The sequence below is a fragment of the Saccharobesus litoralis genome (assembly GCF_003063625.1).
Classification (GTDB): domain Bacteria; phylum Pseudomonadota; class Gammaproteobacteria; order Enterobacterales; family Alteromonadaceae; genus Saccharobesus; species Saccharobesus litoralis.
Genome location: NZ_CP026604.1, coordinates 5,260,530 through 5,284,270, shown reverse-complemented (window position 1 = coordinate 5,284,270; position 23,741 = coordinate 5,260,530). Strand labels below are relative to the sequence as shown.

At 41.4% G+C, this 23,741-nt stretch carries 27 protein-coding genes; 22 read left to right on the top strand and 5 right to left on the bottom strand.

Annotated elements, in window-relative coordinates:
* Window positions 1-29: 29 nt before the first annotated feature.
* Together C2869_RS20030 and C2869_RS20025 are read right to left on the bottom strand one after the other, a co-directional pair.
* Window positions 30-518, bottom strand: a complete 489-nt coding sequence (locus tag C2869_RS20030; protein ID WP_108604602.1) for a hypothetical protein — start codon at window positions 516-518, stop codon at window positions 30-32.
* A gap of 12 nt (window positions 519-530) precedes the next feature.
* Window positions 531-1,916, bottom strand: coding sequence for a M28 family peptidase (locus tag C2869_RS20025; RefSeq protein ID WP_108604601.1), 1,386 nt, complete (start codon window positions 1,914-1,916; stop codon window positions 531-533).
* A gap of 98 nt (window positions 1,917-2,014) precedes the next feature.
* On the opposite strand from C2869_RS20025, the gene C2869_RS20020 reads away from it, so the two are divergent.
* Window positions 2,015-2,320 carry an ArsR/SmtB family transcription factor gene (locus C2869_RS20020; protein WP_108604600.1) on the top strand — a complete coding sequence of 102 codons (306 nt, stop codon included), beginning with the start codon at window positions 2,015-2,017 and terminating at the stop codon, window positions 2,318-2,320.
* 71 nt (window positions 2,321-2,391) lie between these two features.
* On the opposite strand, the gene rpsT is transcribed toward C2869_RS20020, so the two are convergent.
* Window positions 2,392-2,652 carry a 30S ribosomal protein S20 gene (gene rpsT, locus C2869_RS20015; protein ID WP_108604599.1) on the bottom strand — a complete coding sequence of 87 codons (261 nt, stop codon included), beginning with the start codon at window positions 2,650-2,652 and terminating at the stop codon, window positions 2,392-2,394.
* Between the two features lie 247 nt (window positions 2,653-2,899).
* Here rpsT and murJ point away from each other — a divergent pair, with 247 nt between their 5' ends.
* The 12 genes from murJ (at window position 2,900) to C2869_RS19955 (ending at window position 17,217) form a co-directional block, all read left to right on the top strand.
* Window positions 2,900-4,459, top strand: a complete 1,560-nt coding sequence (murJ, locus tag C2869_RS20010; RefSeq protein WP_108604598.1) for a murein biosynthesis integral membrane protein MurJ — start codon at window positions 2,900-2,902, stop codon at window positions 4,457-4,459.
* 55 nt (window positions 4,460-4,514) lie between these two features.
* Window positions 4,515-5,438 (top strand): bifunctional riboflavin kinase/FAD synthetase, encoded by a 924-nt coding sequence (gene ribF / locus C2869_RS20005; protein ID WP_108604597.1) that lies wholly within the window; start codon window positions 4,515-4,517, stop codon window positions 5,436-5,438.
* A 56-nt stretch (window positions 5,439-5,494) separates the two neighbouring features.
* Entirely contained in the window at window positions 5,495-8,323 is a 2,829-nt protein-coding gene (ileS, locus tag C2869_RS20000) for an isoleucine--tRNA ligase (protein WP_108604596.1), read from the top strand.
* 110 nt (window positions 8,324-8,433) lie between these two features.
* Window positions 8,434-8,940, top strand: coding sequence for a signal peptidase II (gene lspA, locus C2869_RS19995; RefSeq protein WP_108604595.1), 507 nt, complete (start codon window positions 8,434-8,436; stop codon window positions 8,938-8,940).
* Between the two features lie 27 nt (window positions 8,941-8,967).
* On the top strand, window positions 8,968-9,411 hold the full coding sequence (gene fkpB, locus C2869_RS19990) for an FKBP-type peptidyl-prolyl cis-trans isomerase (protein ID WP_199915601.1): 444 nt from the start codon (window positions 8,968-8,970) through the stop codon (window positions 9,409-9,411).
* A 17-nt stretch (window positions 9,412-9,428) separates the two neighbouring features.
* The gene (ispH, locus tag C2869_RS19985; protein WP_108604594.1) at window positions 9,429-10,358 is read left to right on the top strand and encodes a 4-hydroxy-3-methylbut-2-enyl diphosphate reductase; all 930 of its coding nucleotides are present in this window, start codon (window positions 9,429-9,431) and stop codon (window positions 10,356-10,358) included.
* Between the two features lie 286 nt (window positions 10,359-10,644).
* A complete protein-coding gene (gene pilV / locus C2869_RS19980) occupies window positions 10,645-11,268 on the top strand; it encodes a type IV pilus modification protein PilV (RefSeq protein WP_108604593.1) in 624 nt (207 codons plus the stop codon).
* Window positions 11,269-11,280: 12 nt separating this feature from the next.
* On the top strand, window positions 11,281-12,285 hold the full coding sequence (locus C2869_RS19975; protein WP_108604592.1) for a PilW family protein: 1,005 nt from the start codon (window positions 11,281-11,283) through the stop codon (window positions 12,283-12,285).
* Window positions 12,285-12,773 carry a hypothetical protein gene (locus C2869_RS19970; protein WP_108604591.1) on the top strand — a complete coding sequence of 163 codons (489 nt, stop codon included), beginning with the start codon at window positions 12,285-12,287 and terminating at the stop codon, window positions 12,771-12,773. The genes C2869_RS19975 and C2869_RS19970 overlap by 1 nt, the downstream gene beginning before the upstream one ends.
* A 16-nt stretch (window positions 12,774-12,789) precedes the next feature.
* A complete protein-coding gene (locus C2869_RS19965) occupies window positions 12,790-16,464 on the top strand; it encodes a pilus assembly protein (RefSeq protein ID WP_108604590.1) in 3,675 nt (1,224 codons plus the stop codon).
* Window positions 16,464-16,889, top strand: a complete 426-nt coding sequence (locus C2869_RS19960) for a type IV pilin protein (RefSeq protein WP_108604589.1) — start codon at window positions 16,464-16,466, stop codon at window positions 16,887-16,889. The genes C2869_RS19965 and C2869_RS19960 overlap by 1 nt, the downstream gene beginning before the upstream one ends.
* Window position 16,890: 1 nt before the next feature.
* The gene (locus C2869_RS19955; RefSeq protein WP_108604588.1) at window positions 16,891-17,217 is read left to right on the top strand and encodes a TapY2 family type IVa secretion system protein; all 327 of its coding nucleotides are present in this window, start codon (window positions 16,891-16,893) and stop codon (window positions 17,215-17,217) included.
* Window positions 17,218-17,234: 17 nt separating this feature from the next.
* Here the strand turns inward: C2869_RS19955 and C2869_RS19950 are convergent, their stop codons facing one another.
* Entirely contained in the window at window positions 17,235-17,795 is a 561-nt protein-coding gene (locus tag C2869_RS19950; protein WP_159084254.1) for a GspH/FimT family pseudopilin, read from the bottom strand.
* 185 nt (window positions 17,796-17,980) lie between these two features.
* Here C2869_RS19950 and C2869_RS19945 point away from each other — a divergent pair, with 185 nt between their 5' ends.
* Genes C2869_RS19945 through C2869_RS19930 form a run of 4 tightly spaced genes read left to right on the top strand, consistent with a single transcriptional unit; the run spans window position 17,981 to window position 20,489 of the window.
* Complete coding sequence (locus C2869_RS19945; RefSeq protein ID WP_108604587.1) at window positions 17,981-18,511, top strand: type IV pilus modification PilV family protein; 531 nt, start codon at window positions 17,981-17,983, stop codon at window positions 18,509-18,511.
* Window positions 18,511-19,602: a PilW family protein gene (locus C2869_RS19940; RefSeq protein ID WP_108604586.1), complete on the top strand. Its 1,092-nt coding sequence runs from the start codon at window positions 18,511-18,513 to the stop codon at window positions 19,600-19,602. The genes C2869_RS19945 and C2869_RS19940 overlap by 1 nt, the downstream gene beginning before the upstream one ends.
* A 7-nt stretch (window positions 19,603-19,609) precedes the next feature.
* On the top strand, window positions 19,610-20,041 hold the full coding sequence (locus C2869_RS19935; RefSeq protein ID WP_108604585.1) for a pilus assembly PilX family protein: 432 nt from the start codon (window positions 19,610-19,612) through the stop codon (window positions 20,039-20,041).
* On the top strand, window positions 20,034-20,489 hold the full coding sequence (locus C2869_RS19930; protein ID WP_159084252.1) for a type IV pilin protein: 456 nt from the start codon (window positions 20,034-20,036) through the stop codon (window positions 20,487-20,489). Before C2869_RS19935 ends, C2869_RS19930 begins: the two co-directional genes overlap by 8 nt.
* 43 nt (window positions 20,490-20,532) lie before the next feature.
* Here the strand turns inward: C2869_RS19930 and C2869_RS19925 are convergent, their stop codons facing one another.
* The gene (locus C2869_RS19925; protein WP_159084251.1) at window positions 20,533-21,063 is read right to left on the bottom strand and encodes a GspH/FimT family pseudopilin; all 531 of its coding nucleotides are present in this window, start codon (window positions 21,061-21,063) and stop codon (window positions 20,533-20,535) included.
* A 252-nt stretch (window positions 21,064-21,315) separates the two neighbouring features.
* Here C2869_RS19925 and C2869_RS19920 point away from each other — a divergent pair, with 252 nt between their 5' ends.
* The 5 genes from C2869_RS19920 (at window position 21,316) to rplI (ending at window position 23,705) form a co-directional block, all read left to right on the top strand.
* Window positions 21,316-22,140, top strand: a complete 825-nt coding sequence (locus tag C2869_RS19920) for a hypothetical protein (RefSeq protein ID WP_108604583.1) — start codon at window positions 21,316-21,318, stop codon at window positions 22,138-22,140.
* A 138-nt stretch (window positions 22,141-22,278) separates the two neighbouring features.
* Entirely contained in the window at window positions 22,279-22,668 is a 390-nt protein-coding gene (gene rpsF / locus C2869_RS19915; RefSeq protein WP_108604582.1) for a 30S ribosomal protein S6, read from the top strand.
* Between the two features lie 2 nt (window positions 22,669-22,670).
* Entirely contained in the window at window positions 22,671-22,979 is a 309-nt protein-coding gene (gene priB, locus C2869_RS19910; RefSeq protein ID WP_108604581.1) for a primosomal replication protein N, read from the top strand.
* 10 nt (window positions 22,980-22,989) lie between these two features.
* Entirely contained in the window at window positions 22,990-23,217 is a 228-nt protein-coding gene (gene rpsR, locus C2869_RS19905) for a 30S ribosomal protein S18 (RefSeq protein WP_108604580.1), read from the top strand.
* A gap of 35 nt (window positions 23,218-23,252) precedes the next feature.
* Window positions 23,253-23,705, top strand: coding sequence for a 50S ribosomal protein L9 (gene rplI, locus C2869_RS19900; RefSeq protein WP_108604579.1), 453 nt, complete (start codon window positions 23,253-23,255; stop codon window positions 23,703-23,705).
* The last annotated feature ends 36 nt before the right edge of the window (window positions 23,706-23,741 follow it).

Below are 23,741 nucleotides of genomic sequence, written 5' to 3'. Positions count from 1 at the left end.
GTTAAACTATAAAAATTGTAAGAGCAGTTTTAACTTAATAATTTTTTTAGTGCAGCAAAAAAGCCTTTTCGCTCTATGACTTGATAACGTTGACAATTATTTTTATCAGCGACTTGATTACAAATGTACATCCAGCGTCCCCCGCCTTGGATCGAGACGTCGCCATATGAATCCAAAATAAAACCATCAGTTATACCTAAGTAGCTCGGTATATATACGCTTTCAGTAACGATTTTTAACTTTTCATATTTAATCAGTTGCGGGTAAGGCAATGTATACAAGATTAACAAAGCCAGCACACCAACAATGATGCGCTGTTTAATGATATCAGCTTGAGTCTTTTCTGGTTTGACTTCTGGCTCTGGCGTTGCAGCCTTTTGTAACGCTTGCATTTTGGCATTGATCGCCGCTTGCTGTCTTTCTAGCGCGGCTTGTTGTTTTTTTATAGCCAGTTGCTTTTGGTATTCAACAGGGTCCAGCAGTCTTTGTTTTTGCTCTGGTGTTGTTTTTTTACCCATGTGAGCTCCTTGTTATTTAAATACCATATCACTGTTTGCGACAACAAAGGCAAAGCTAGCATAAACCGCTTGATTTTGTTGCATGTCTTTTAAACTTAGTTTATCAAAAGTATCGTTGGCTGTGTGATGGTAATCGAAGTAGTTTGTTCCGTCTTGCACTAGGCTAACAACCGGTACATTGCTTTGCGCAAGCAAGGCGATATTGGGGCCTCCAAATGCTTGATTGTGGCCTCGTTGTAAGCCTAATGGCATTAAATGTTTGTACACATCATCAGCATGAGTAATGTATTCGTCGACAAAGCGAGTATCTAAGCGCCAAATTTTACCCGCACCTAAATCAGACTCAGCCGCCACAACAATTTGGCTTAATTGATTTTCATACTCTTTAAGGTAAGTTTTGGCGCCGCGTAAACCCATTTCTTCACTAGCAAATAATACGACTCTTAAGGTGCGCTTAGGCTGACCTAGCTGTTTAACTAAGTTGGCGGCACTTAGCACGGCACCGACACCAGAAGCATTGTCAATTGCCCCCGTTCCTAAATCCCATGAATCTAAGTGAGCGGCCAATAATACGATTTCATTCGGTTTTTCACTGCCAATAATGTCGCCAATAACATTGTAAGAGGTCTGCCAAGTTTTCTCATTGGTCTGTATATTCAGTGATATTGTGATAGGTTTTTCGTATTTTTCCAGTTTGCGAAGTAGCTCAGCATCGACAGTTGAAATTGCGGCAGCAGGAATTTTTTGTAAGTTCTTTTGATAGTACACCGCGCCTGTGTGGGCATACCTAGATTTAGCTGTCCCCATCGAACGGATTAAAAGTGCTTTAGCGCCTTTTTTCGCAGCTTCTATCGCCCCATAGCTGCGATTACGAATGGCTTTGCCGTAAGAGGCTGCATCTTTATTTTTGGTAATGGCTTGCGATAAATAGACTATTTTTCCCACAATGTTTTCTTTAGGTGCGGCTTGTAACTGCTCGATACCTTTGAAGGTGATTAATTCGGCCGATAAGCCGTTAATTGGTGTGGGCACAGAGCCACCTAAAGCAACTGCTGCAAGCTGGTGAGAAAAAGGGCTGGTAACATGGGCTCTAATCGTACCGCGTTGCCAAGCTCTTACCGGAACGGCTTGCTTGGCTATTTTATCGAAACCCAAACTTTGCATTTTTTGCTCGGCCCAAACGACGGCTTTTTTATCACCTTCACTGCCTGCTAATCGTGCTCCGACTTCGGTTGTTAACGAATCTGCTAAGTCATACGCTAACGTACTTGTGAGTGCTTTTTCTTGAAGAGTTGATAATGTTTGACTGGTGATCTCATTAGCTTTCGACAAGCTGGAAAATAAGCTAAGGGTAATAATAAACAAGACAAAAGTGATGTTACGAACAAGGGCGATCATTGAATTTGGGCTTTAATTGTTATATTTGGTTTTGCCTAAGTTTACCTTTTTTGGTTACACTCAGGTATAGGTAGAATGAAAAATACTCTCGAGGCATTATGACAACGACGTTTCCGCCGGTAGACTTTACAGAAAAAGCATCTCAGGCCGCGGCTCTATTAAAAGCTTTGTCTAATGAGCATAGATTAATGGTTTTATGTTTGTTGCTGACCCAAGAAATGAGCGTGGGACAAATTAATGAACACATTGAACTGAGTCAATCAGCGTTAAGCCAACACCTTGCTTGGTTAAGAAATGAAGGGTTAGTTAAAACGCGTAAAGAGTCGCAAACGGTTTACTATACATTGGACAGTAAAGAGGCTAAAGCCATTATTGGTACGCTGCATTCCTTATATTGCGAATAGTTTTTCTTTGTTTTTCAGATACAAAAAAGCCGCTATAAAAGCGGCTTTTCCAAATCAAGGCTAAATAAAAATTATAAAGCTTTAATTTTCGCGCTTAGACGGCTCATATGACGAGCAGCTTTGTTTTTGTGGATTAATCCACGAGTTGCAAAGCGGTCTAAGATAGGCTGAACGTCTGATAATGCTTTTTGTGCATTCTCTTTTTCACCCGCGTCGATAGCTGCGATTACTTTTTTCAAGTAAGTACGCATCATTGAACGACGGCTAGCGTTGTGTTGACGACGTTTTTCAGACTGAATAGCGCGTTTTTTAGCAGACTTAATGTTAGCCAAAACGAAACTCCTAAACGAAAAATCAGGTTACCCTTTTTGAGGGCGGGGAATATGCCTGTTTTAGCTAGCAAAGTCAATGAAAAACTCAAGATGCTATCGATTAATTTTTCACCTTGTCTAAAAAACGCCTGAAAAGCGTATTTTAAAATGGGTTTAATAAGAGAAAAGTTTATTTACGTCTAGGCGCATATTACCTGAAACGCTAGAATAGCGCGCGTTCAATTCTATTTATTTATATAGGTTTAGTTTGGCTAAGAAATTACTGCGTTCAGGGCTGATATTTAGCTGTATGACTCTTATCTCCCGCGTGTTGGGTTTGGTGCGTGATATGGTTGTTGCTCACTTGATGGGGGCAGGAGCTGCGGCTGATGTATTCTTCTTTGCCAATAAAATTCCTAATTTCTTGCGGCGCTTATTTGCTGAAGGCGCATTTGCCCAAGCTTTTGTTCCTGTGCTTACCGAGTATAAAGAGACTAAACCTCATGACGATGTTCAGTTGTTAATTGCTCGTGCTGCGGGCACGCTTGGCACTATTTTATTATTAATTACCATTTTAGCTGTTATCGCCACTCCAGTATTAGTAGCCTTGTTTGGTTCAGGTTGGTTTATTGATTGGCTTAATAATGAACCTGATGGTGCTAAATTTGAGTTAGCCTCTGTCATGCTGAAAATTACGTTTCCTTATCTGTTTTTCGTGTCTTTGGTGGCGCTATCAGGTGCCATACTGAATACCTACGGAAAATTTGGTGCAGCGGCTTTTACCCCAGTTTTATTAAATATCACGATTATTTTATTTGCTTTATATGCTGATTTTTCCCAGCCTGCTTTTGCCCTAGCTTGGGGGGTGTTTTTTGGTGGGTTAGTGCAACTGTTATTTCAATTACCATTTTTGTTGAAAGTGGTTGATAAGCAATCATTATTTAAACCGCGATGGGGCTGGCGAGATCCGGGGGTAACAAAAATTCGTACCTTGATGATCCCTGCTTTGTTTGGTGTGTCTGTTAGTCAAATTAACCTGTTGTTTGATACGTTTTTAGCCAGCTTTCTACAAACAGGATCGATTAGTTGGTTATATTATTCAGATCGACTGTTGGAGTTTCCTCTGGGGTTATTTGGTATCGCTATTTCAACTGTCATTTTACCGCAGTTATCTAAAGATCATGTTAACGCTCAAACCAATAGCTTTCAGCATACAATGGATTGGGGGATTGCTATGGTTTGCGTATTAGGATTACCCTCAGCTGTTGGTTTGGCGTTGTTAGCAGAGCCTATGCTAATGGTGCTATTTATGCGTGGTGAGTTTGATGCACTTGCGGTATCGCAATCAGGCAAAAGTTTAGTCGCCTATGCTTTTGGCTTGTTGTTTTTTATGATGATTAAAGTGCTCGCGACGGGGTTTTTCTCAAGACAAGATACCAAAACACCGGTAAAAATAGGTATTCGTGCCATGATCGCCAATATGGTATTTAACCTTATTCTGATCTTTCCATTGGCCCACGTAGGGTTAGCCTTGGCGACCACTTTATCGGCTGTGTTTAACGCTGTCTATTTGTATATTACGCTACGCCAGCAAGGTGTTTATCAATTTAGCCGTATGGTGAAGTTACATATATTACGCGTCGTGATCGCCGTAATAGTTATGGCTGCTGTCATTGTTTACCTATTGCCAAATCAACAAATTTGGTTAGGTTGGGACACAGGACAACGCGTTTGGCAACTGATGTTATTGATTGTTATGGGCGCCGGTATTTATTTTGTTAGCTTGTTTGTGTTGGGATTCCGGCCAAGACACTTGAAACCACAATAGATCTCTTGGCCTTCACAAGCTATAATCCGAGCCCGAAAAATTTACTCGTAGGGTCATGGAGCTACTTCGGAATATAAAAAGTGTGACAGCGGCTCACCACGGTTGTGTATTAACGATAGGCAACTTTGATGGTGTTCATAAAGGCCATAATGCTGTTTTAGCACAAGTTATTAAGCAAGCGCAGATTTTAGGCTTACCATCGGCTGTTATGGTTTTTGAACCACAACCGGCAGAGGTCTTTAGGCCCAAAACAGCCCCTGCAAGACTGACCCGTTGGCGAGACAAATACCGTTTGTTGCAAGCGGCTGGTATTGATCGCTTATTGTGTTTACGGTTTTCAAATGAATTTGCCAGTTTGACTGCGCAAGCATTTATTGAAGATTGGCTGGTGCAAAAGCTTGGCGTTAAATACTTAGTCGTTGGTGATGACTTTCGCTTTGGTAAAGGGCGGCAAGGATCGTTTTCTACTTTAAAACAAGCGGGCGAACGTTTTGGTTTTACTGTTGTTGATACCGCCTCGCTACGCTTAGGTACCCAACGGATTAGCAGTACCTTAATCCGTCAGGCAATAGAGCAAAGTGATTTTGAACGCGCAAATACGCTACTCGGTCGGCAATATACAATAAGTGGCAAGGTCGTACATGGCGACAAAAAAGGTCGTACTATCGGTTTTCCAACGGTCAATATATTATTGCGTCGCTGTGTATCGCCAGTATCAGGAGTATATGCGGTGCAAGTCATGTTTGACGGTAAAACCTATGCAGGCGTGGCCAATGCGGGAACTCGCCCTACAGTAAATGGCACGCGTCAGCAATTAGAAGTGCACTTATTTAATTTTAATGGTGATTTGTACGGTAAAGAGTTACATGTCGCCTTTAAACAAAAAATCCGAGACGAGCAAACTTTTGCTTCGTTTCAAGCGTTAAAGCAACAAATTGAATTGGATGCGCAACAAGCGAAAAGCTTGTTGTTGGCTTAAATATTTAATGAATCGCCAGCAATAGCTGGAGTGATAAATCTGGATCGACTGATTTAATGAGTGATTACAAACAGACTTTAAACTTGCCTGAAACCGACTTTCCAATGCGCGGTAATTTGGCACAGCGTGAACCTAAAATGCTTCAAGAGTGGAATGAAAAGAAACTTTATCAAGCAATTAGAACGGCGCGTGCCGGCGCTGAGCAGTTTGTGCTACATGATGGCCCTCCTTATGCCAATGGTGATATTCATATTGGCCATGCCGTCAACAAAGTATTAAAAGACATTATTATTAAATCAAAAACAATCTCTGGTTTTGATGCGCCTTATGTCCCAGGTTGGGATTGTCATGGCTTACCGATTGAACTCAAAGTTGAGAAAAAAGTAGGTAAGCCAGGTCACAAAGTGACGGCTGCTGAGTTTAGAGAGAAATGCCGAGCTTACGCGCAAACTCAAGTGAACGGTCAGCGTGAAGACTTTAAACGCCTTGGCGTTTTAGGTGACTGGGATAACCCATACCTAACCATGGACTTTACATTTGAAGCTAACATTATCCGCTCGCTTGGCAAAATCATTGACAATGGTCATTTAGAAAAAGGCTTTAAGCCTGTTCATTGGTGTACAGACTGTGGTTCAGCCCTCGCTGAAGCAGAAGTGGAATATCAAGATAAAACCTCGCCTGCCATAGATGTGCGCTTCACTTTAGTAGACGAATCTATCGCTGCTAAATTCAGCTTAGCGGATGAATCAAAAGCGGGTAGCGGTAAAATTTCGACTGTGATCTGGACAACCACGCCTTGGACATTGCCTGCTAACCGTGCTGTTTGTATTCACCCAGATGTTGAATACACCTTAGTGCAAGTGGAAAATGGCGAGCAAAGTGAGCGCTTGATCTTAGCTAGTGATTTAGTTGATAGCGCCATGGACCGTTTTGGTTATGAGCACTATCACGCTTTGGGTTATGCCAAAGGCGCTGCATTAGAAAATGCGCAAGCGCAACATCCTTTCTATGATTTTACCGTACCTGTGATTTTAGGTGAGCATGTTACTACGGATTCGGGTACTGGTTGTGTTCATACAGCCCCTGGCCATGGTCAAGACGACTTTGTTGTAGGACAAAAATATAACCTAGAAGTTGCTAATCCTGTTGGTGCGAATGGTGTGTATTTAGAAGGTACACCATTGTTTGAAGGTAAGCATGTTCTTAAAGCTAATAACGATGTCATTGAAGTATTAAACGAAAAAGGGGCTTTGGTACATCATCATGCTTACGAGCATAGCTATCCACATTGCTGGCGTCATAAAACGCCTATTATCTTCCGTGCAACACCACAATGGTTTGTGGCGATGGATAAAGCTGGCTTACGTGAAAAGTCGTTAAAGGCGATCAAAGATACGCAGTGGATCCCAGCTTGGGGTGAGCAACGTATCGAAAATATGGTTGAAGGCCGCCCTGATTGGTGTATTTCTCGTCAACGCACATGGGGTGTACCGATTGCGTTATTCGTGCACAAAGATACTGGCGATTTACACCCAAATAGCAAAGATTTAATTGCGCAAGTCGCTGATAAAGTTGAACAAAAAGGTATTCAAGCTTGGTTCGATTTATCGGCTGAAGAGTTGATTGGCGATGATGCTAAAAACTACGTAAAAGTATCTGATACATTAGACGTATGGTTTGATTCAGGCGTGACTCATGCTTGTGTTGTTGATGCTCGCGATGACTTTAACAAGGCGGCAGATTTATACTTAGAAGGTTCGGATCAGCACCGTGGTTGGTTTATGTCGTCATTAATGACAGGCATCGCCATCAATGATGAGCCACCATACCAGCAAGTGTTAACGCATGGTTTTACTGTGGATGCTCACGGTAAAAAAATGTCCAAGTCTTTGGGTAATACGGTTGCGCCGCAAAACGTTGTAAACAAACTAGGCGCGGACATTTTACGTCTTTGGGTTGCATCAGCTAACTATACAGCTGAAATGACAGTGTCTGATGAGATATTAAAACGCTCAGCCGATGCTTATCGTCGTATTCGTAATACTGCGCGTTTCTTACTGGCGAATCTTAATGGCTTTAACCCTGCAACTGATATGGTTGCGGCAGACGAGTTGATCGCATTGGATCGTTGGGCGGTGGCTAAAGCCCAGCAAACGCAAAAAGATATTTTAGCGGCTTATGACGAATATCAATTCCATGTTGTTGCGCAAAAGCTTATGCAGTTCTGTTCTATCGATATGGGTAGCTTCTACTTAGATGTTATCAAAGACAGACAATACACAGCTAAAGCGGATGGTTTAGCGCGTCGCTCGTGTCAAACCGCTATGTATCATATTGCGCAAGCCTTAGTTCGCTGGATGGCGCCAATAACTAGCTTTACCGCGCAAGAGATCTGGCAAGAGTTGCCGGGTGAAAAAGACGAATATATCTTCACTCAACTTTGGTATGACGGTTTATTTGGTTTGGCAGAGGGCAGTGAGTTTGACGATGCGTTTTGGTCAAACGTGATGGCGGTTAAGCCTGAAGTGAACCGAGTGATAGAGCAAGCACGTAAAGATAAATTACTTGGCGGTGCTTTAGAGGCGGATGTCACGGTTTATTTAGCTGATGACTTACTAGCACCATTACAAAAATTAGCAGATGAGTTGCGTTTTGTCTTAATTACCTCAGCTGCTAAAGTGGCACCTTTAGCTGATGCGCCAAGTGATGCGATTCAAACCGACAATGATGCGATTAAAGTTGTGATAACTAAGGCTGATGGTCAAAAATGTGACCGCTGTTGGCATTATACTACCGATGTTGGCACGCATGCTGGGCATGAAGCTATTTGTGGCCGTTGTGTTACCAATATCGAAGGTGAGGGAGAGGTTAGGTCTTTCGCCTAAATTATTGCGCTTTACTGAGTGAAACACACAGTGAAATAACGAAGGTCGACCTATGTCGGCCTTGTTTATTTATATTGATAGTTTATTTATATTGATAGTTGAGTTAATCAATGCATATTTTTACCCAAACAGGCTTACGCTGGATCTGGATTGCCATTGTGGTGTTAGTTTTAGACCAAGTGACTAAACTAGCAATACTAGACAGCTTCCAGCTATACGAACGTGTTAACTACACTTCGTTTTTTAATTTGGTTTACGTACAAAACTTTGGTGCTGCATTTAGCTTTTTATCTGATGCGGGAGGCTGGCAGCGGTATTTCTTTACAGGGATCGCAATTGCTGCGGTTGTGTTGTTAAGTGTATGGATGTACAAAACACCAGCGGATAAACGTTTAATGCCTATCGGCTTTAGTCTTATTTTAGGCGGCGCGCTGGGTAACTTGTACGACCGTATTTCGTATGGCTATGTCGTCGATTTTTTAGATTTTTATTATCAAAATTGGCATTGGCCAGCATTTAATGTTGCGGATATGGGCATTGTTGTTGGCGCCGGACTGGTTTTATTGGACTCATTTATCAATCAAGAAGATGAGCAAAAAAGCAACCCGTCGACATAAAACCACGAATTGAGACAGATTTTTATCATGAATGAAACTATACAAGCAAACAGCCAAGTATTACTGCACTTCTCTATTTTACTAGAAGATGGTTCCGCTGCTGAAAGTACCAAAGTACATAATAAACCGGCTAAGTTTGTCATGGGCGACGGTTCATTAACTCCAAGTTTTGAAAAGTGCTTATTAGGCTTAAGTGCTGGAGATAAGCAAAAATTTACATTGCAACCAGAAGACGCATTTGGTCAACCGAATCCAGATAATATTTATCATATGGACAGAACTAAATTCTCGGCGGATGCTCCGGCTGAAGTAGGGGCTATTCTGGCTTTTACTAATCCTGATGGTAGCGAGATCCCAGGTATTGTGCGTGAAGTGGCTGGTGACTCAGTGACGGTTGATTTTAATCATCCATTGGCTGGTCAAGTCGTGACATTTGACGTTGAAATTTTAGAAGTCAGCGCGGCGTCTTAACGTATAGGAGTGACATGATGAAAGTTGAATTAGCTAATCCTAGAGGTTTTTGTGCGGGCGTAGATCGAGCCATTAGTATTGTCGAACGTGCCATTGAATTATTTGAGCCGCCGATTTATGTGCGTCATGAAGTAGTACACAACAAGTATGTAGTTGATGGGTTACGTGAGCGCGGAGCTATTTTTGTTGATGAGCTGCATGAAGTGCCAGACGATAGTATTGTTATTTTCAGTGCGCATGGTGTGTCGCAAGCAGTGCGTAATGAAGCCAAAAGCCGAGATTTAAAAATATTTGATGCAACCTGTCCTCTTGTGACTAAGGTGCATATGGAAGTTAACCGTGCTAGCCGCAAAGGCACTGAGTGTATTTTAATTGGTCATCATGGTCACCCAGAAGTAGAAGGTACCATGGGGCAATACTCAAACCCTGAAGGGGGGATTTACTTAGTTGAATCAACGGATGATGTGCTAGCCCTTAGTGTGAAAGACGCAGACAATTTATACTATTGCTCGCAAACGACCTTGTCTGTAGACGATACATCAGAAGTGATCGATGCCTTGCGCGAGAAATTTCCGAATATTCAAGGGCCGCGCAAAGACGATATTTGTTACGCCACGCAAAATCGTCAAGATGCGGTGCGCCAACTCGCGGCAAGTAATGATGTTGTTTTAGTGGTTGGTGCTAAAAATAGCTCAAACTCTAATCGCTTACGGGAATTAGCCGATAAGTTGGGAGCCCAAGCGCATTTAATTGATACCGCAGACGACATTCAAGCTGGTTGGCTGGCAAATGCCAAAGGAGTCGGTGTAACGGCCGGAGCGTCTGCACCAGAAGTATTAGTACAACAAGTGATTGAGCGATTAAAATCATTGGGGGGCGTTGATGTTAATGAGAGCCAAGGCATTGAAGAAAATGTCGTATTCGCTTTACCTTTAGAGCTAAGATAATCCTTGGTTTTATAACGTTAACTTGTTCTCAGATCCTAGTATAAAATATAACCTTTCAATTGGCCTGCTGCTAAACTGTTGAGATTAGTAGTGGGTTTCTTGCCTTTGTTTGAACGCTGATACCAGTTTGCAATAAGGTAGCAACCTTCACATGGGTTTTATCTCTAACTGCGCTAATAAAACACTTCGGAGTATAGGTATTCCGTATACATGCCAGTATCGCTTGTGATAGTTTTATAGTTTAAGTATTTGTAGAATAAGACTTATTTTTTGAGGTGTTAGGTAAATGCGGCGATTGCGTCACTCAGGTTTTTCTTTGATAGAGCTAATGATAGCTATGCTAGTGTTAACGACTGGTGTAGTAGGCTCTATTGCTATCCAAAGTACCGCTAAAAAGAATACCTTTGATGCAACCCAACGCGCACAAGCGTCTGCTTTAGTACACGATATTATCGAACGCATCCGTGGTAATAAAAGTCAGTTGTCGAGTTATGCCGGAACCGACTATGGTGCTAAAACCTTTAATGATGTTAAAGAGTGCCATAAAACTGAAGAAACCAGTTCAAGTACTGTCAGTTGCACTCCAGCTGAATTGGCTACCTATGATACTTATCAATGGGATGCGCTATTAAAAGGTACGCATGTCACCAAATCAACTACATCAGACGGCACCACGACCAGCAGTAATGTCGGCGGACTGATTAATCCAACAGGATGTATCATTGTTACCAAAGCTCGCAATGAAGATAATACCGCTGATTTACAGCAAGCAGGCTCAGTGACAGTCGTTGTCAGTTGGACAGGGCGTTTTACTACCAAGGATGCTAACGATTCTGATGGTTATGATTGCGGTGGTTCGTCAACAAATAAACAGCGCCGCCAAGTTTCGGTGACAGCCTACATATTTTAAGGTGACGAGCAGATGAAAAAAAATCAGGGCTTTACATTAGTTGAATTGCTGATCGGCGCAGTACTTAGCTTAATTGTTTTTGGTGGTGCAATTAGCTTATTTATTGCCTCAGATGAAGTCACTGATTCAACTATTCAAAATGGTGAACTGCAAGAAACCGGAACTTATGCGCTCAATTTATTAACCAAAGATATCATGATGCATGGTTATTTGGGGTTGGCGACCGGTGAAGCATCCACTATGCAAATTCACAATAATGCTGCCGTTAGCCAAGATTGCACAGGCGAGCCTGGAAATAACGGTACTTTTCCTAATGCATCAGAATTTAATTTTCGTACCATTTTCATGATAACGGCAACGGGTGTTGACGATTATGGCTGTATTCCTGATGCCAAGGCGTACAGTACTATTTTACAAATAAAGCGTGGTTTAGGGGAGTCAGTGGCTGAAGGTGAGGAAGAAAATACGCGCTATTATATTAAATCAACGCCTGCTGGTGATGTGTATTTTTATGCTGGTAATGATCAAGCTTCGTTAATGCCAGACGCCGAAAGGGTCAGTGTGATGGAGTATCAAAATTATATTTACTATGTGCGGGAAGAAAGCCAAGGTGATATTACGGTTCCAATTTTAGCGCGTTATCAGCTCGAAAAAGATGCGACGGCTGCAGCAAGTGGGGGACAATTAGTGAGTTATGACTTGGTTGAAGGCATTGAGTATATTAATGCGTTAATGGGGGTTGATAGTGATAATGATGGTGTAGCCAACTTTTATTTACCTGTTTCTAATATGAATGATTCACGCGAGTATTGGGATGAATCAGAGCAAATGACGATTGTATCAGCCAAATTATTTGTACTCGCGCGCTCGATTGAGCCAGACCATCGTGTAGAAAATAACCTGAGTTACGATCTCGGTGATCGTATTTATACGCCTAATGGTGATAAATACCGCAGAATGTTGTTTACCAATACAGTGTATATCGCTAATAAAGGTTTAGGTTGGGAGATTGAATAATGACTTGTCATCGTCTTAAGCTTCAAACCGGCGCTGCTTTATTCGCGGGCCTAGTTTTTACTGCGTTAATAACCGCGTTAGCTGTTTCTGTACTGAGTAATAGTGTAATGGACCAAAAGATTGCAGCGGCAAATGCTGAGCAAATGAGCTCGGTCGATAAGGCAATGGGCGGCGTAGCACAAACCATATATAAAGCCTTGTACAAACAGATTAATGGTACTGATTTTTTTGCCCATAACAAAGCAATGTCGAGCACTAAACTGGAAGATGGTCTGTACTTTACATCAGACATTAATGTAACAGATGACTTATCAGCAGAGACGTCAGCGACAGGTGGTTGTGCTCGGGAAAAATACGGAGATGATGCTAGTACTATCAGTTGTAAAAACTTTACGGTAACTGTGACCAATAGTTATGGAAAAAATAACTCTGCTACTACAACGGTCGAAGCCGGGATCAGCTACAAAGCCAACAATAGTGATGGATAAATGAGGCAATAACCCAATGAATAGTCGCCTAGTCAGTTTAATTATTTCTTTTCTTCTGCCTTTTGTTGCCATTGCCGAAGATATTGATTTATACGTCGGTAGCTCAACCGGCTCTAGCGGCAGCGCATCACCACAAATTATGATTATCTTTGATAACAGTGGCTCAATGGCATGGAATGCGACGGTGAAGGCCTCTTATGATCCTTCAACAAAGTATGATGGAGATATTTCAGGTTATTATTCAGAGCGCTTAACCTATTTTGTAACGGGTACTTTAATCGACGCTACCGCTATTCCTAAGCCTGATGATGATAAATCAAAATTGAGGCGTTTTAATCGCTTAATCAATGCCTGTGATGAATCACGCATTCCTTTGTATGGTTTATGGAGAAAAAATGGAGCTAATTATTATGGTGATGAACTTTGGGCAGCCGACGCTGATTTAAGTGAATATACCTTAGTCGAAGGTGGGCAAGGGTTTTATGTCGATCGCATAGTTGAATATAAAGGTAAAACTTGGCAACAAATTAAAGAAGATAGCGGTGCAGATAAAAGCTCTTTCGTAGATTGTTATGGTGATGTAGAGCAAAGTAACCAAGCCAACCCAGCGCAGGAGAAAGATGGTAATAGCTATGTTGATTTGCCTGATGGCTATCCGGTCAATTATTTGGGGAACAAAGGAAACAACAGTACTTACCACTTGAGTGATAGCGGTGCTAGTGACAGTGATTTTGAAGCAGCTGATTTTAGCGACGTTGAAGTGACAACGCTCTATGATGTTAACTATTTGGAATGGTATCACGCTTCAACTGATGAAGTCGGAACCGAGACTAAATCCCGTCTTGAAGTTGCTAAAGAGTCGATTACTAATTTAGTAAACGCATCGTCAGATTCCATTGAATACGGTTTATCCTTCTTTAATCTGCAAGATGGAGGTCGTATCGTGAATGCTATCGAGCCCGATGATGTGACAGGCGTGATTGATATTGATGGCTTATTAACTAATGTTGATGATGTTAGTGCTGATACTTGGACGCCATTGTGTGAAACCACTTATGAGGTTTATCGTTATTTTGCGGGATTGAGCGTTTATTACGGTGATGATGATCCAGATAAAGATCCTGAAAGGGATAGTGATGCCGAAAGCCCTGCAGGCACTTATAAATCACCTATATCTGAAGGCTGCCGAGACCAAGTTTACATAGTACTCATTACCGACGGTGAACCAACTCGTGATAATGGGGTTAATACGACGATTGCCAGTATGATTTCAGGTGATTCGGAATTAACTAATAATGGTGTTGTGGATGGCAATTATTTACCTGCTCTTGCTGGTTGGATGTTTAAAAATGACATTAATACCAGTGTGGCCGGTGATCAAACCGCTGTAACTTATACCATAGGTTTTGGCGAGGATGCGCTTGCAGCAGCACCAGTATTGAGTAAAGCGGCTGAGTTAGGTGGCGGTGAATATTATGCCGCCACGGATGCCACCGCGTTAGCACTGGCGTTACAAAATACCATTATTCAAATTTTACAAACGAGCGCATCTTTTACCTCACCCGCTATCGCAGCGAATAACTTTGACCGTACCCGCAGCCTAGACTCGATTTATTTCTCAATGTTTTTGCCGGAAGAAGGGCCTAAATGGCGCGGAAATATTAAAAAATTAAAAGTTATCAATAGTGAAATCGTTGATGCCAACGGTGAAAAAGCCATTAATACCTCAGGCAATATTGACGATGATGTTGTGACGTTTTGGGGAGGTACTAGCGACTGTAATTCGGGCACGACGTGTGCCGATGGCAATGAAGTTGACAAAGGCGGCGTTGCTGAAATGTTAGCTGAAACCAGCGTTAGTAATCGCACTCTTTATAGTGATATAGGCACGTCTGGCGCATTAAAAACCTTTAACTATAGTAACGTATCTTCCTTCTATGGCGCTGATTTAACTGATTATTTAGGTGTAACGGCTGGAACTGAGGAAGCTCATATTAAGTGGGCAATGGGTTATGATATAGACGATTATGATAATGACACAGTTACAGATGAAACCCGTGAGGACATATTTGGTGACCCATTACATTCAAAACCGTTAGTGATTAACTATGGCGGTAGCACCGAGGCGACGCAAGATTTACGTATTCTAGTTGGGACTAATGCCGGTGCATTACATATGTTCAAAGATAGCCCGAACGCGACCAGTGTCAGTGAAAGTTGGGCGTTTTACCCTAAAGCATTTTTTCCTATCATTGATGACCTACGTTTTGATACGACAGGCAAAGAGTACGGAATAGACGGCTCGCCTGTGGTCTACACTAATGATAAAGACAATGATGGCATTATAGAATCGAGTAATAATGAATCTGCGATTGTCATTGTTGGTTTACGTCGCGGTGGGCGTGATTATTACGCATTAGATATTAGTAATCCAGATAGTCCAACTCTACTATGGCATATCACAGGGGGGAGCGGTGATTTTACTGAACTAGGGCAATCTTGGAGTAAGCCAGTTGTGGGTTACATTAATCACAAATCACATACCAATGGTGATCCTGTACTATTTTTTGCAGCCGGTTATAACGGTGATAGCGACACGGGAGCGAGCACGACTAATCCAGGTAGAGGGGTTTTTATTGTCGATGTTAAAACCGGAGCGTTAGTTTGGAAAGCGACTTCAAGTGCGACTTCGTCCGGTAATAAAAATACCAAAGGTGGTTTTGAACACGCAATACCTGGGCGCCTAGCCGTATTAGACAGTGATGCTAATGGCCTAATTGATCGTGTTTATGTTTCTGATGTTGGCGGTTATGTGTGGCGACTTGACTTAGTTGGCAGTGATCCTTTTTCTACTACAACGCCATGGACAGTACAAAAGCTGGCTTCATTGGGGGGAACGGGAACATCGGCTCGTAAGTTTTTTGCTGAACCTGTTATTGTTAGAACTATATTTACCGAAGTGAAGCAACTTGAGTTGGATTATGGCACCAAAACTGAAACAGTGACTAGTAAAAAAGATGTGCCTTATGATGGTATATTGATTGGTTCGGGCGATCGGGCTAATCCAAATGATACGAGTGTCAATGACATGATGTTTATGATCCAAGATCGCGATATTGTTACCCGAACCTTTGTCGAACCTGATGATTATGAGCCCATTGACCTAGATGACTTGTATGATTTCAGTAGTGATCCATTTACTGGGCAAACGGCTAGTCAATTTGAAGCTAAACAGATCTCACTTGGGTCGTCACTGGGTTGGAAGTTCGATTTTTCAAGTTCGGGTGAAAAAGTCATGTCACCATCGCGGGCATTGGGCGGGATCGCCTACTTTACGTCTTTTGTTCCTGCCACAAATTCATCTAGTAATAGTTGTGAGTTAAATGCAGGTAAAGGCTATTTGTACGCGATAGATTATCATTATGGTACGCAAGCTTACTCTTGGAAAAGTATCGATTTAGGTGAGCGAGTGCCAGATACCCCAGTGTTATTTAGCGGTGAAGACGCCAGTGGTGATGCTAACTTAACGCTGATAGGTGTGGGTAGTGGTGAAGATTCAACAGGTACAATTGATTTAAAAGAGGTTAAGGCGAACCCTTGCTTGAGTGGTGAAACCTGTGATCCGACGAAAGACTACAATGCATTAGAAGTCAAACGAACTTATATTGCAATTAAAGAGGATGGTAATTAATGAAGCAAGGTTTTTCATTAATCGAATTAATGGTGTCAGTGGCTATTGTGGGGATATTAGCGGCCGTAGCAGTGCCTGCTTATACTGAGTATTTAGCTCAAGGCTATCGCACCGAAGCCATGCGTGAGTTGGTAACTGTTGCGAACTTACAAGAGCAATACTTGATTGAAAATCGAACTTACACCACAGATATGAAGGAGCTAGGTTACAGCGCCGATCCTTATTACTCAGAAAATGATAGATACACTATTGATACCAGTGCGGTATCGAGTATTGCCTCTGATTACATTATTACGGCAACGGCGACAACGTCGCAATTAGCTAATGATCCTGAGTGTAAAACAATATCGTTGAATTACTTACTAGAAAAATCAGCTACGGATTCAGATGGTAATGATTCTACTAGTGCTTGTTGGGGTAAATAATATGCAACGTTTATGTATTTGGTTGGGGGCTGTGCTAATTTCATCGCCCTTGTCTTGGGCTAGTCAGGCAGAAACGTTCAACTACAACGTCACGCACAAATGTCACCTTGAGTATCGAGTCAATAATCGTAAACGAGAGACTATCGTGCAGCGAGATGTTGATCCGAAAATTGTTAAGGCGTTGATCGCTGAGTTAGCTGCTGGTTATATATATGCGGCAGACGGCAAAACGAAATTAAAAGTTAGTAAAGTTTTTGAATGTGTGCCCTTGACCAGTGAGTTTCAATCGGTTATTGCTCGTGATCTTGAGAGTAAAACGCCCTATTAGCAGCTTTAATAAAGGTTTTAAGAGCAAGTTAAATGTGAGTTATTATCCGATGGGCTAGTTTCGTCTAGGCCATCACCATCATAGTCTTGGGTCAGTTTAGACCTCCCCATTGCATTTATTACTACACCTCGTGCGAAGTTGGTTTCAACAAAGGGACAGAAAGTGAACGTGACGGTTGCACTTGCTCGACCGTTAGCGCTATAAATCAATTCATCTGCGCCATTACTAATACTCAACGTTCCATAATCAAAGTCGGCATTGACTCGTAATTTAGTGTCATTGGCTGAATCAAATTGACCGTTACCATTGATGTCTAAAAATATTGTGTAGCCGTTGGCCCAACCATCTTCATTACAAGTCGTTGTTCCTAAATTGCAGATAACCACGGGCAATTGATTACTAACAGCCATGCTTCGTGCATAAACTAGATCTTTGCTTAAATTAAATATATTGGAATTAATACGGCTTTGGACATAGGTTGCTGATAATGACGGCAGCGCTAATGACATAATGATCCCAACTATGGCGATTGTGACCATTAATTCAATTAAGCCAAAGCCTTTTTGTCGATAGCACATTTTCTTAAACATCTTACTCAGTATATGGTGTTAAGTATGGCGCTATTAAGCGAGCATAGAAAGTAACGCTTTCAAAAAAGTGACATATTTATCAACTTTTCTTTGATGTTTCTTTTTTATTGAGTGGATTTTTGTCTGGGGCTTTGCTAGTTTTAAGCAGTATATAGCAAAAGGATTTGTAAACGATGAAGGGATTTTCACTCGTTGAGCTTATTGTTGCTCAATTTTTACTGACAGTTAGTTTATTGGCCTCTCTTGCTGTCAATGCTAATACTCAGCGTTTTTCACTTGATACCACTCAGCGGATCGTTGCACTTAAATATGCCTCTAGCGTATTAGACCAAATAGCATCGAGTCAATCAGATACAGCCGCTTATCAAGCTCATGGCCTTGGTGGTGCAATTATACCTATCAATCATTCCTGCATTAACACACCTTGTTCAAACCGCCATTTTGTAAACTATCAATTAGCTTTATTTAATAATCAATTATTGGGAAAAGGGGAGAAAGGGCGAGTGAATGGTTTAGTTAAACCAATCGCTTGTATTGATGTTCACCCCGAACATTATTTAGTGACGATAATTGTCTCCTGGTTGAGTCGTTCAAGTATTAATAGTTCGTTAGATGATATTCCTGCTACATGTTCGTTGTTAAAACACTCTCAACTGCAAAATCGTAAATATGTAAAACTGACTCGCGTGATCCGAGGTCACTGATGAAACAATATTACGCATTTAGTTTGGTTGAGTTATTAATTGGAGTTTTGGTTTCAACTATTGTATTTACCAGCGTGATTAATGTGTTAATTGCTAATGATGAAACAATTCATGATGCAAGTGAGCGTAGTGAACTGCAAGAAAATGCTCGATTAGCATTAGATTTACTGGCTAGAGATATACAAATGGCGGGGTATTGGGGGAAATACACAGGGAATAATTTTAACTCTTCATTGACAGGCCATTTCAAATTGGATGGCACATTTAACCCTGTAGCGATGCGTGCTAAAAGTAATGACTGTTACTTTTCTCATATTGATAGTAGTAATAATGCAACATTCTCCCAAAATAACTCACCTTTGCCATTTATGTTTATATGGAGCGGAACCAAACGCAACAAAGACAAAGTGTTAAACGATTGTATTGGTAAAGCTAAGCATGGTACGGATTTTATTCAAATTAAACGAACCTTGGCGCAACAGTTTCGCCCTTGGATGAAGCCAAGTTTATCTCACAGTCATTATTATTTGCTTAGTCGCGAAAACGAGGCAATTCTATTTGCTGGGAACGACAGTATCCCCAGCTTTAATGATGGAACGAATCAAAATAGTTTAATTGGTGAATATCAGCATCACGTTTATTTTATTGAACATGAAACTATCCAAAAAGATTCGAAAAACTCACGAAAACTAACCTTGCCAGTTTTAAAAAGAAAGTATTTGTTTAAAAACAAATCAGCGGCTCGAAGTGAAGGTCGGCTGAGAAGTCAGCCGCTCGTCGAAGGGATTGCCAATATGGGCTTTTTGTTTGGTATGGATAGAAATCAAGATGGCAATGTCGATTCGTTTGATTCAGCGTCCAACTTAACATTAACCGATTGGCAAAATGCTCATGAGCAATTAGTTGCCGTTAAAATCTTTGTGTTATCTCGAACGTTGTTGCCTCGTCTACGTTCTAGCCGTAATGCTTCGCTGAAATTTGACTTAGGAAATAAAGTCGTCAAGTTTGGCAAAAATAGTTTAGAGGCAAAATCATATGCTTGGCTCGTCATGAGCAGAACGGTTAAGAGGATAAATTACAATCAGGATTAAATTAAGGATGATATCTATATCTTGTATCAAAGGAGCTGCGTTAGTGATGGCAATGATTTTTTCATTTGTGCTGGCGTCGTTGGCGGTGACTTTAATGCAGTCGTCTGTTTTGCAACTAAAAATCAGTCACGCTTACTTTAACAAAGCTCAGCATGAACAATCTAGTTTGGGGAGTGTCGATGAATTTCTGAATCGAATCAAGCAAGGTCAATACAAAGGACAGCTAGTTAGTAATCAAGCTATTGGTAAACATGAATTACCTATATCAAAAACCATTGTTGTGGCTAACCCTGAGCAAAAAGTTTTGACAGATTGCGCAAGGCAAAAGTATGGCCACGATTTACAAGTTAAGTGTTATCCGTACCAACTGATTGTCGAGTCAGAAAATAACCGTGTATTGGAAGCTTTATTAGAATATGAAAGGGTTAGCGATGATTAATCAATTCAGTATCAGAGGGTTTAATTTAGTCGAGCTCATGATCTGTGTCGCGATATTAGGGATTATCGTATCGTTAGCTGTACCGAGTTATATTCACTATATAGCTCAAGCAAATCGTACAGAGGCGTTAAAAGAGCTCGTTAGAGTGATGAATATGCAAGAGGGCTACTATACGGAACATGGGGAATATGCTTTGTTATTGTCACCGGCATTTGGCTTACCGAGCGATGAACATGGTTTTCTGTACCTATTTGATAGCGGTCATTATAAAATGCGCGCACAGTCGCAACAAACTAGTTTAGATGTCACGTTGGTTATAAAAGCGCAAGGCGCACAATTACAGCATGATAGCCAATGTGCTGACATGCGTTTGTCAGCATCGGGAAGAAAGTCTTCGCGTGATCATAAGGGTAATGTCACTACGCAAACGTGCTGGTATACCAATTAATGATTTACGTAAACGAAAGCGTAAATAAAAACACCAACGCAAATTAGGTCTCACAGCGTAAATCTGAATTCATGTTCGAGATGGATTTTTCGTGGTAGCCGTCGTTGTCGATATCTGAACTTTCACGGATCCGTCCATTTAAGTTAATGATCACCGCTTTGCTATAAAGTCCTGTTTTGTCTTGATTGTGACAGTATTGAAAGGTGCCCGAAGCACTGTCTAGCATGCCGGTCGCGTCAAATGTTAAATACTTTCCGCCTGTATAACTCAAGGCACCTTGGTTTAGGGGTAATTTCCCAGCCTTTAATAATGTATCGGTTGTCGCTTCAAACTCACCTAATTTGCCACTGTCAATGAAAATACGGTAGCCGGTTTGCCAATTTTTACTGCACTTTTGTGAGTTGTCGAGCGGACATAAAGTCACGCGCTGGCCTTGGGCTAGACCAATATGGCGAGCATAGCTTAGGTCTTGTTTTAAGCTACTGATCACATCAAACACGTTATAGTGCATACGTGCTTCTGTCATGGTGGGTACAGCCAGAGTCATTAAAATAATTAAAATGGCGGCAGTCATTAGAAATTCGATTAGCGTAAATCCATTGCGCATCTGAGGGCTTCCTATTCCTTTAGTTGATTTACCATACTACAAAATATTGTCCCCTGTAAAATAACGATATTTCGATAGATGGTTTGGCATTATTGTAAAAGCTTGGTCAATCTGCAGGAATTATTCAGCTTAATACTAGAGATGTTGGTTTTTGTGGACTATAAATACATAACAGTGCGTTAAAAAACATTATAACAAAACTAATATTGGGTAGATGTAATGTATCGTTTTGCGAAACACATTTTGCTGGTGATAACGGCGACAGTGATGATGCCGGTATACGCGAATATATTACATGCTTTACCTGTCGCTGGTTTAGATGCTGCATTTGTCAGTATTGATTCCGTTCAAACCGCTAATTTAGCCTCATCACCTCAACCTTCTACTATTGATAACTTTCGTACAGAATATGCATCGACAGTAATACGAGAACCTAAGTTAACTCGCCGCTGGCAGCGTAGTAAGCAGCAATCGCTAGATATTGCGTTGCAAACAACGTCGACATTTGCCGCTGACAGTCAACCATTTGATAAATCAGTCTCATTAAAATACCACTTAGATCATAAAGCTGCGTTAAGGGCGTCATTTTCGCAATTACAAATTCAAACTGCTGTTGCCGGCAAAGATACCTTATTTGAACGAAACAGTATGGCTTTTGGCGCAGATTTTAATCGGGTGTTAGGCTCTGCTGTTTATGCTGGGGTTGCCTTGAAGCAGTTTGATATTTACGAGCTAGACTCACAAGGCGCTTCAAATCAAGACACTAAAGCATTGGCCGTCAGACTAGGTTATGGCTTTGGTGACAAGTTAACCTTGTATAGCGCATTTCAAGTGACTAAAGAAGAAGAGTCGTATCGTCAATCGCAAACAGATAGTCATGTCGATGGTCAGGCAGTGTCAATTGGTGCGCTATATAGTTGGAGCGATAAAGTCGGGGGCTATGTCGAAGCAACAGTAGATGAAACTTTACATGAAAACCTAAATCAAACGCCGTCCTCTGAGCGTGAAGAAAGTGTATTTATCGGTATTCAAATAAACCTCTAGCCAGTGTTAAATTCCATTGCACAAATCTTAATCATGCTGTAAACTCCGCGCCCTTATCAGCTATCCAAATCCGTTCCTTGCCTCCATAGGCAGTCCAGCTGAGCTGTTCTCGGGGCTTAATAACCGTAAGGAGCAATAATGCGTCATTACGAAATCGTATTTATGGTTCACCCTGATCAGAGTGAACAAGTTCCAGGCATGATTGAGCGTTATACTGACGTAATCAAAAGTGCTGGTGGTCAAATCCACCGTTTAGAAGACTGGGGCCGTCGCCAGTTAGCTTACCCAATCGAAAAATTGCATAAAGCACACTACGTTTTATTAAACGTTGAAGCGCCTTCTGCAGCGATCGACGAATTAGAAACAGCTTTCCGCTTTAACGATGCGGTATTACGTAACTTAGTTGTACGTACTAAAGCAGCTGTGACTGAAGCTTCTCCTTTAGTTAAAAAAGAAGAAACTGCTCGTCCTCGCAGAGAAGATGCTGCACCGGCTAAAGAAGCACCAGCACAAGAAGCTGCTGAGTAAGTGTGAATGATAATTCGCTTGTTATTTCTGGTTTTGTTTGTAAACAGCCTGCAATAACGACTAGCCCTGCCGGAATCGTTCATTGCCAGTTTGTGTTAGAACACGAATCTGAGCAAATAGAAGCCGGGTTACCCAGACGCGTTTGGTGTCGAATTAAAGTGGTAGCAAGTGGTGAAGAATTTATCTCGCAAACAAATAATTTACAGTCTGGTCATCGGGTGCAAGTCCACGGATTTATCACTCGAGTAGAAAGTAAAAATGGGTTAGCTCAACTCGTTTTACATGCCAGGCAAATAAACCGATTTGATTAGGAGAAGCCAAATGGCTCGTTTTTTCAGACGTCGTAAATTTTGTCGTTTCACGGCAGAAGGCGTTAGCGAAATCGATTATAAAGATATCGCTACTTTAAAAAATTATGTTACCGAAAGTGGTAAAATTGTACCTAGCCGTATCACTGGTACAAACGCTAAGTATCAACGTCAATTAGCTCGCGCAATCAAACGTGCTCGCTACTTGTCATTGTTACCTTATACTGATTTACACGCTTAATTATTAGCCCCATAGTTTAGAAAGGTAAAGTCAAAATGAATATCATTCTTTTAGACAAAATCGCAAACTTAGGTGGTTTAGGCGATCAAGTAAGCGTTAAAGCAGGTTACGCACGTAACTTCTTATTCCCACAAGGTAAAGCAGTTCCAGCAACTGAAGCTAACGTAGCTCACTTTGAAGCACAACGTGCTGAATTAGAAGCTAAATTAGCTGAAACATTAGCTGCTGCTCAAGCTCGTGCTGATAAGTTAGGTGCATTAGGCACAGTGACTATTGCGACTAAAGCAGGTGACGAAGGTAAGCTATTCGGCTCTATCGGTACTCGTGACATTGCTGATGCTGTGACAGAAGCTGGTGTTGAAGTTGTTAAATCAGAAGTACGTTTACCTAACGGTGTACTTCGTGAAGTTGGCGAGTTCGACATTGCTATTCAAGTTCACGGTGAAGTGACAGCGACTATCAAATTAGACATCATCCCTGAAGCCTAATTTGTAAAGCTAACCTGATTCAAGACAGAAACCCCG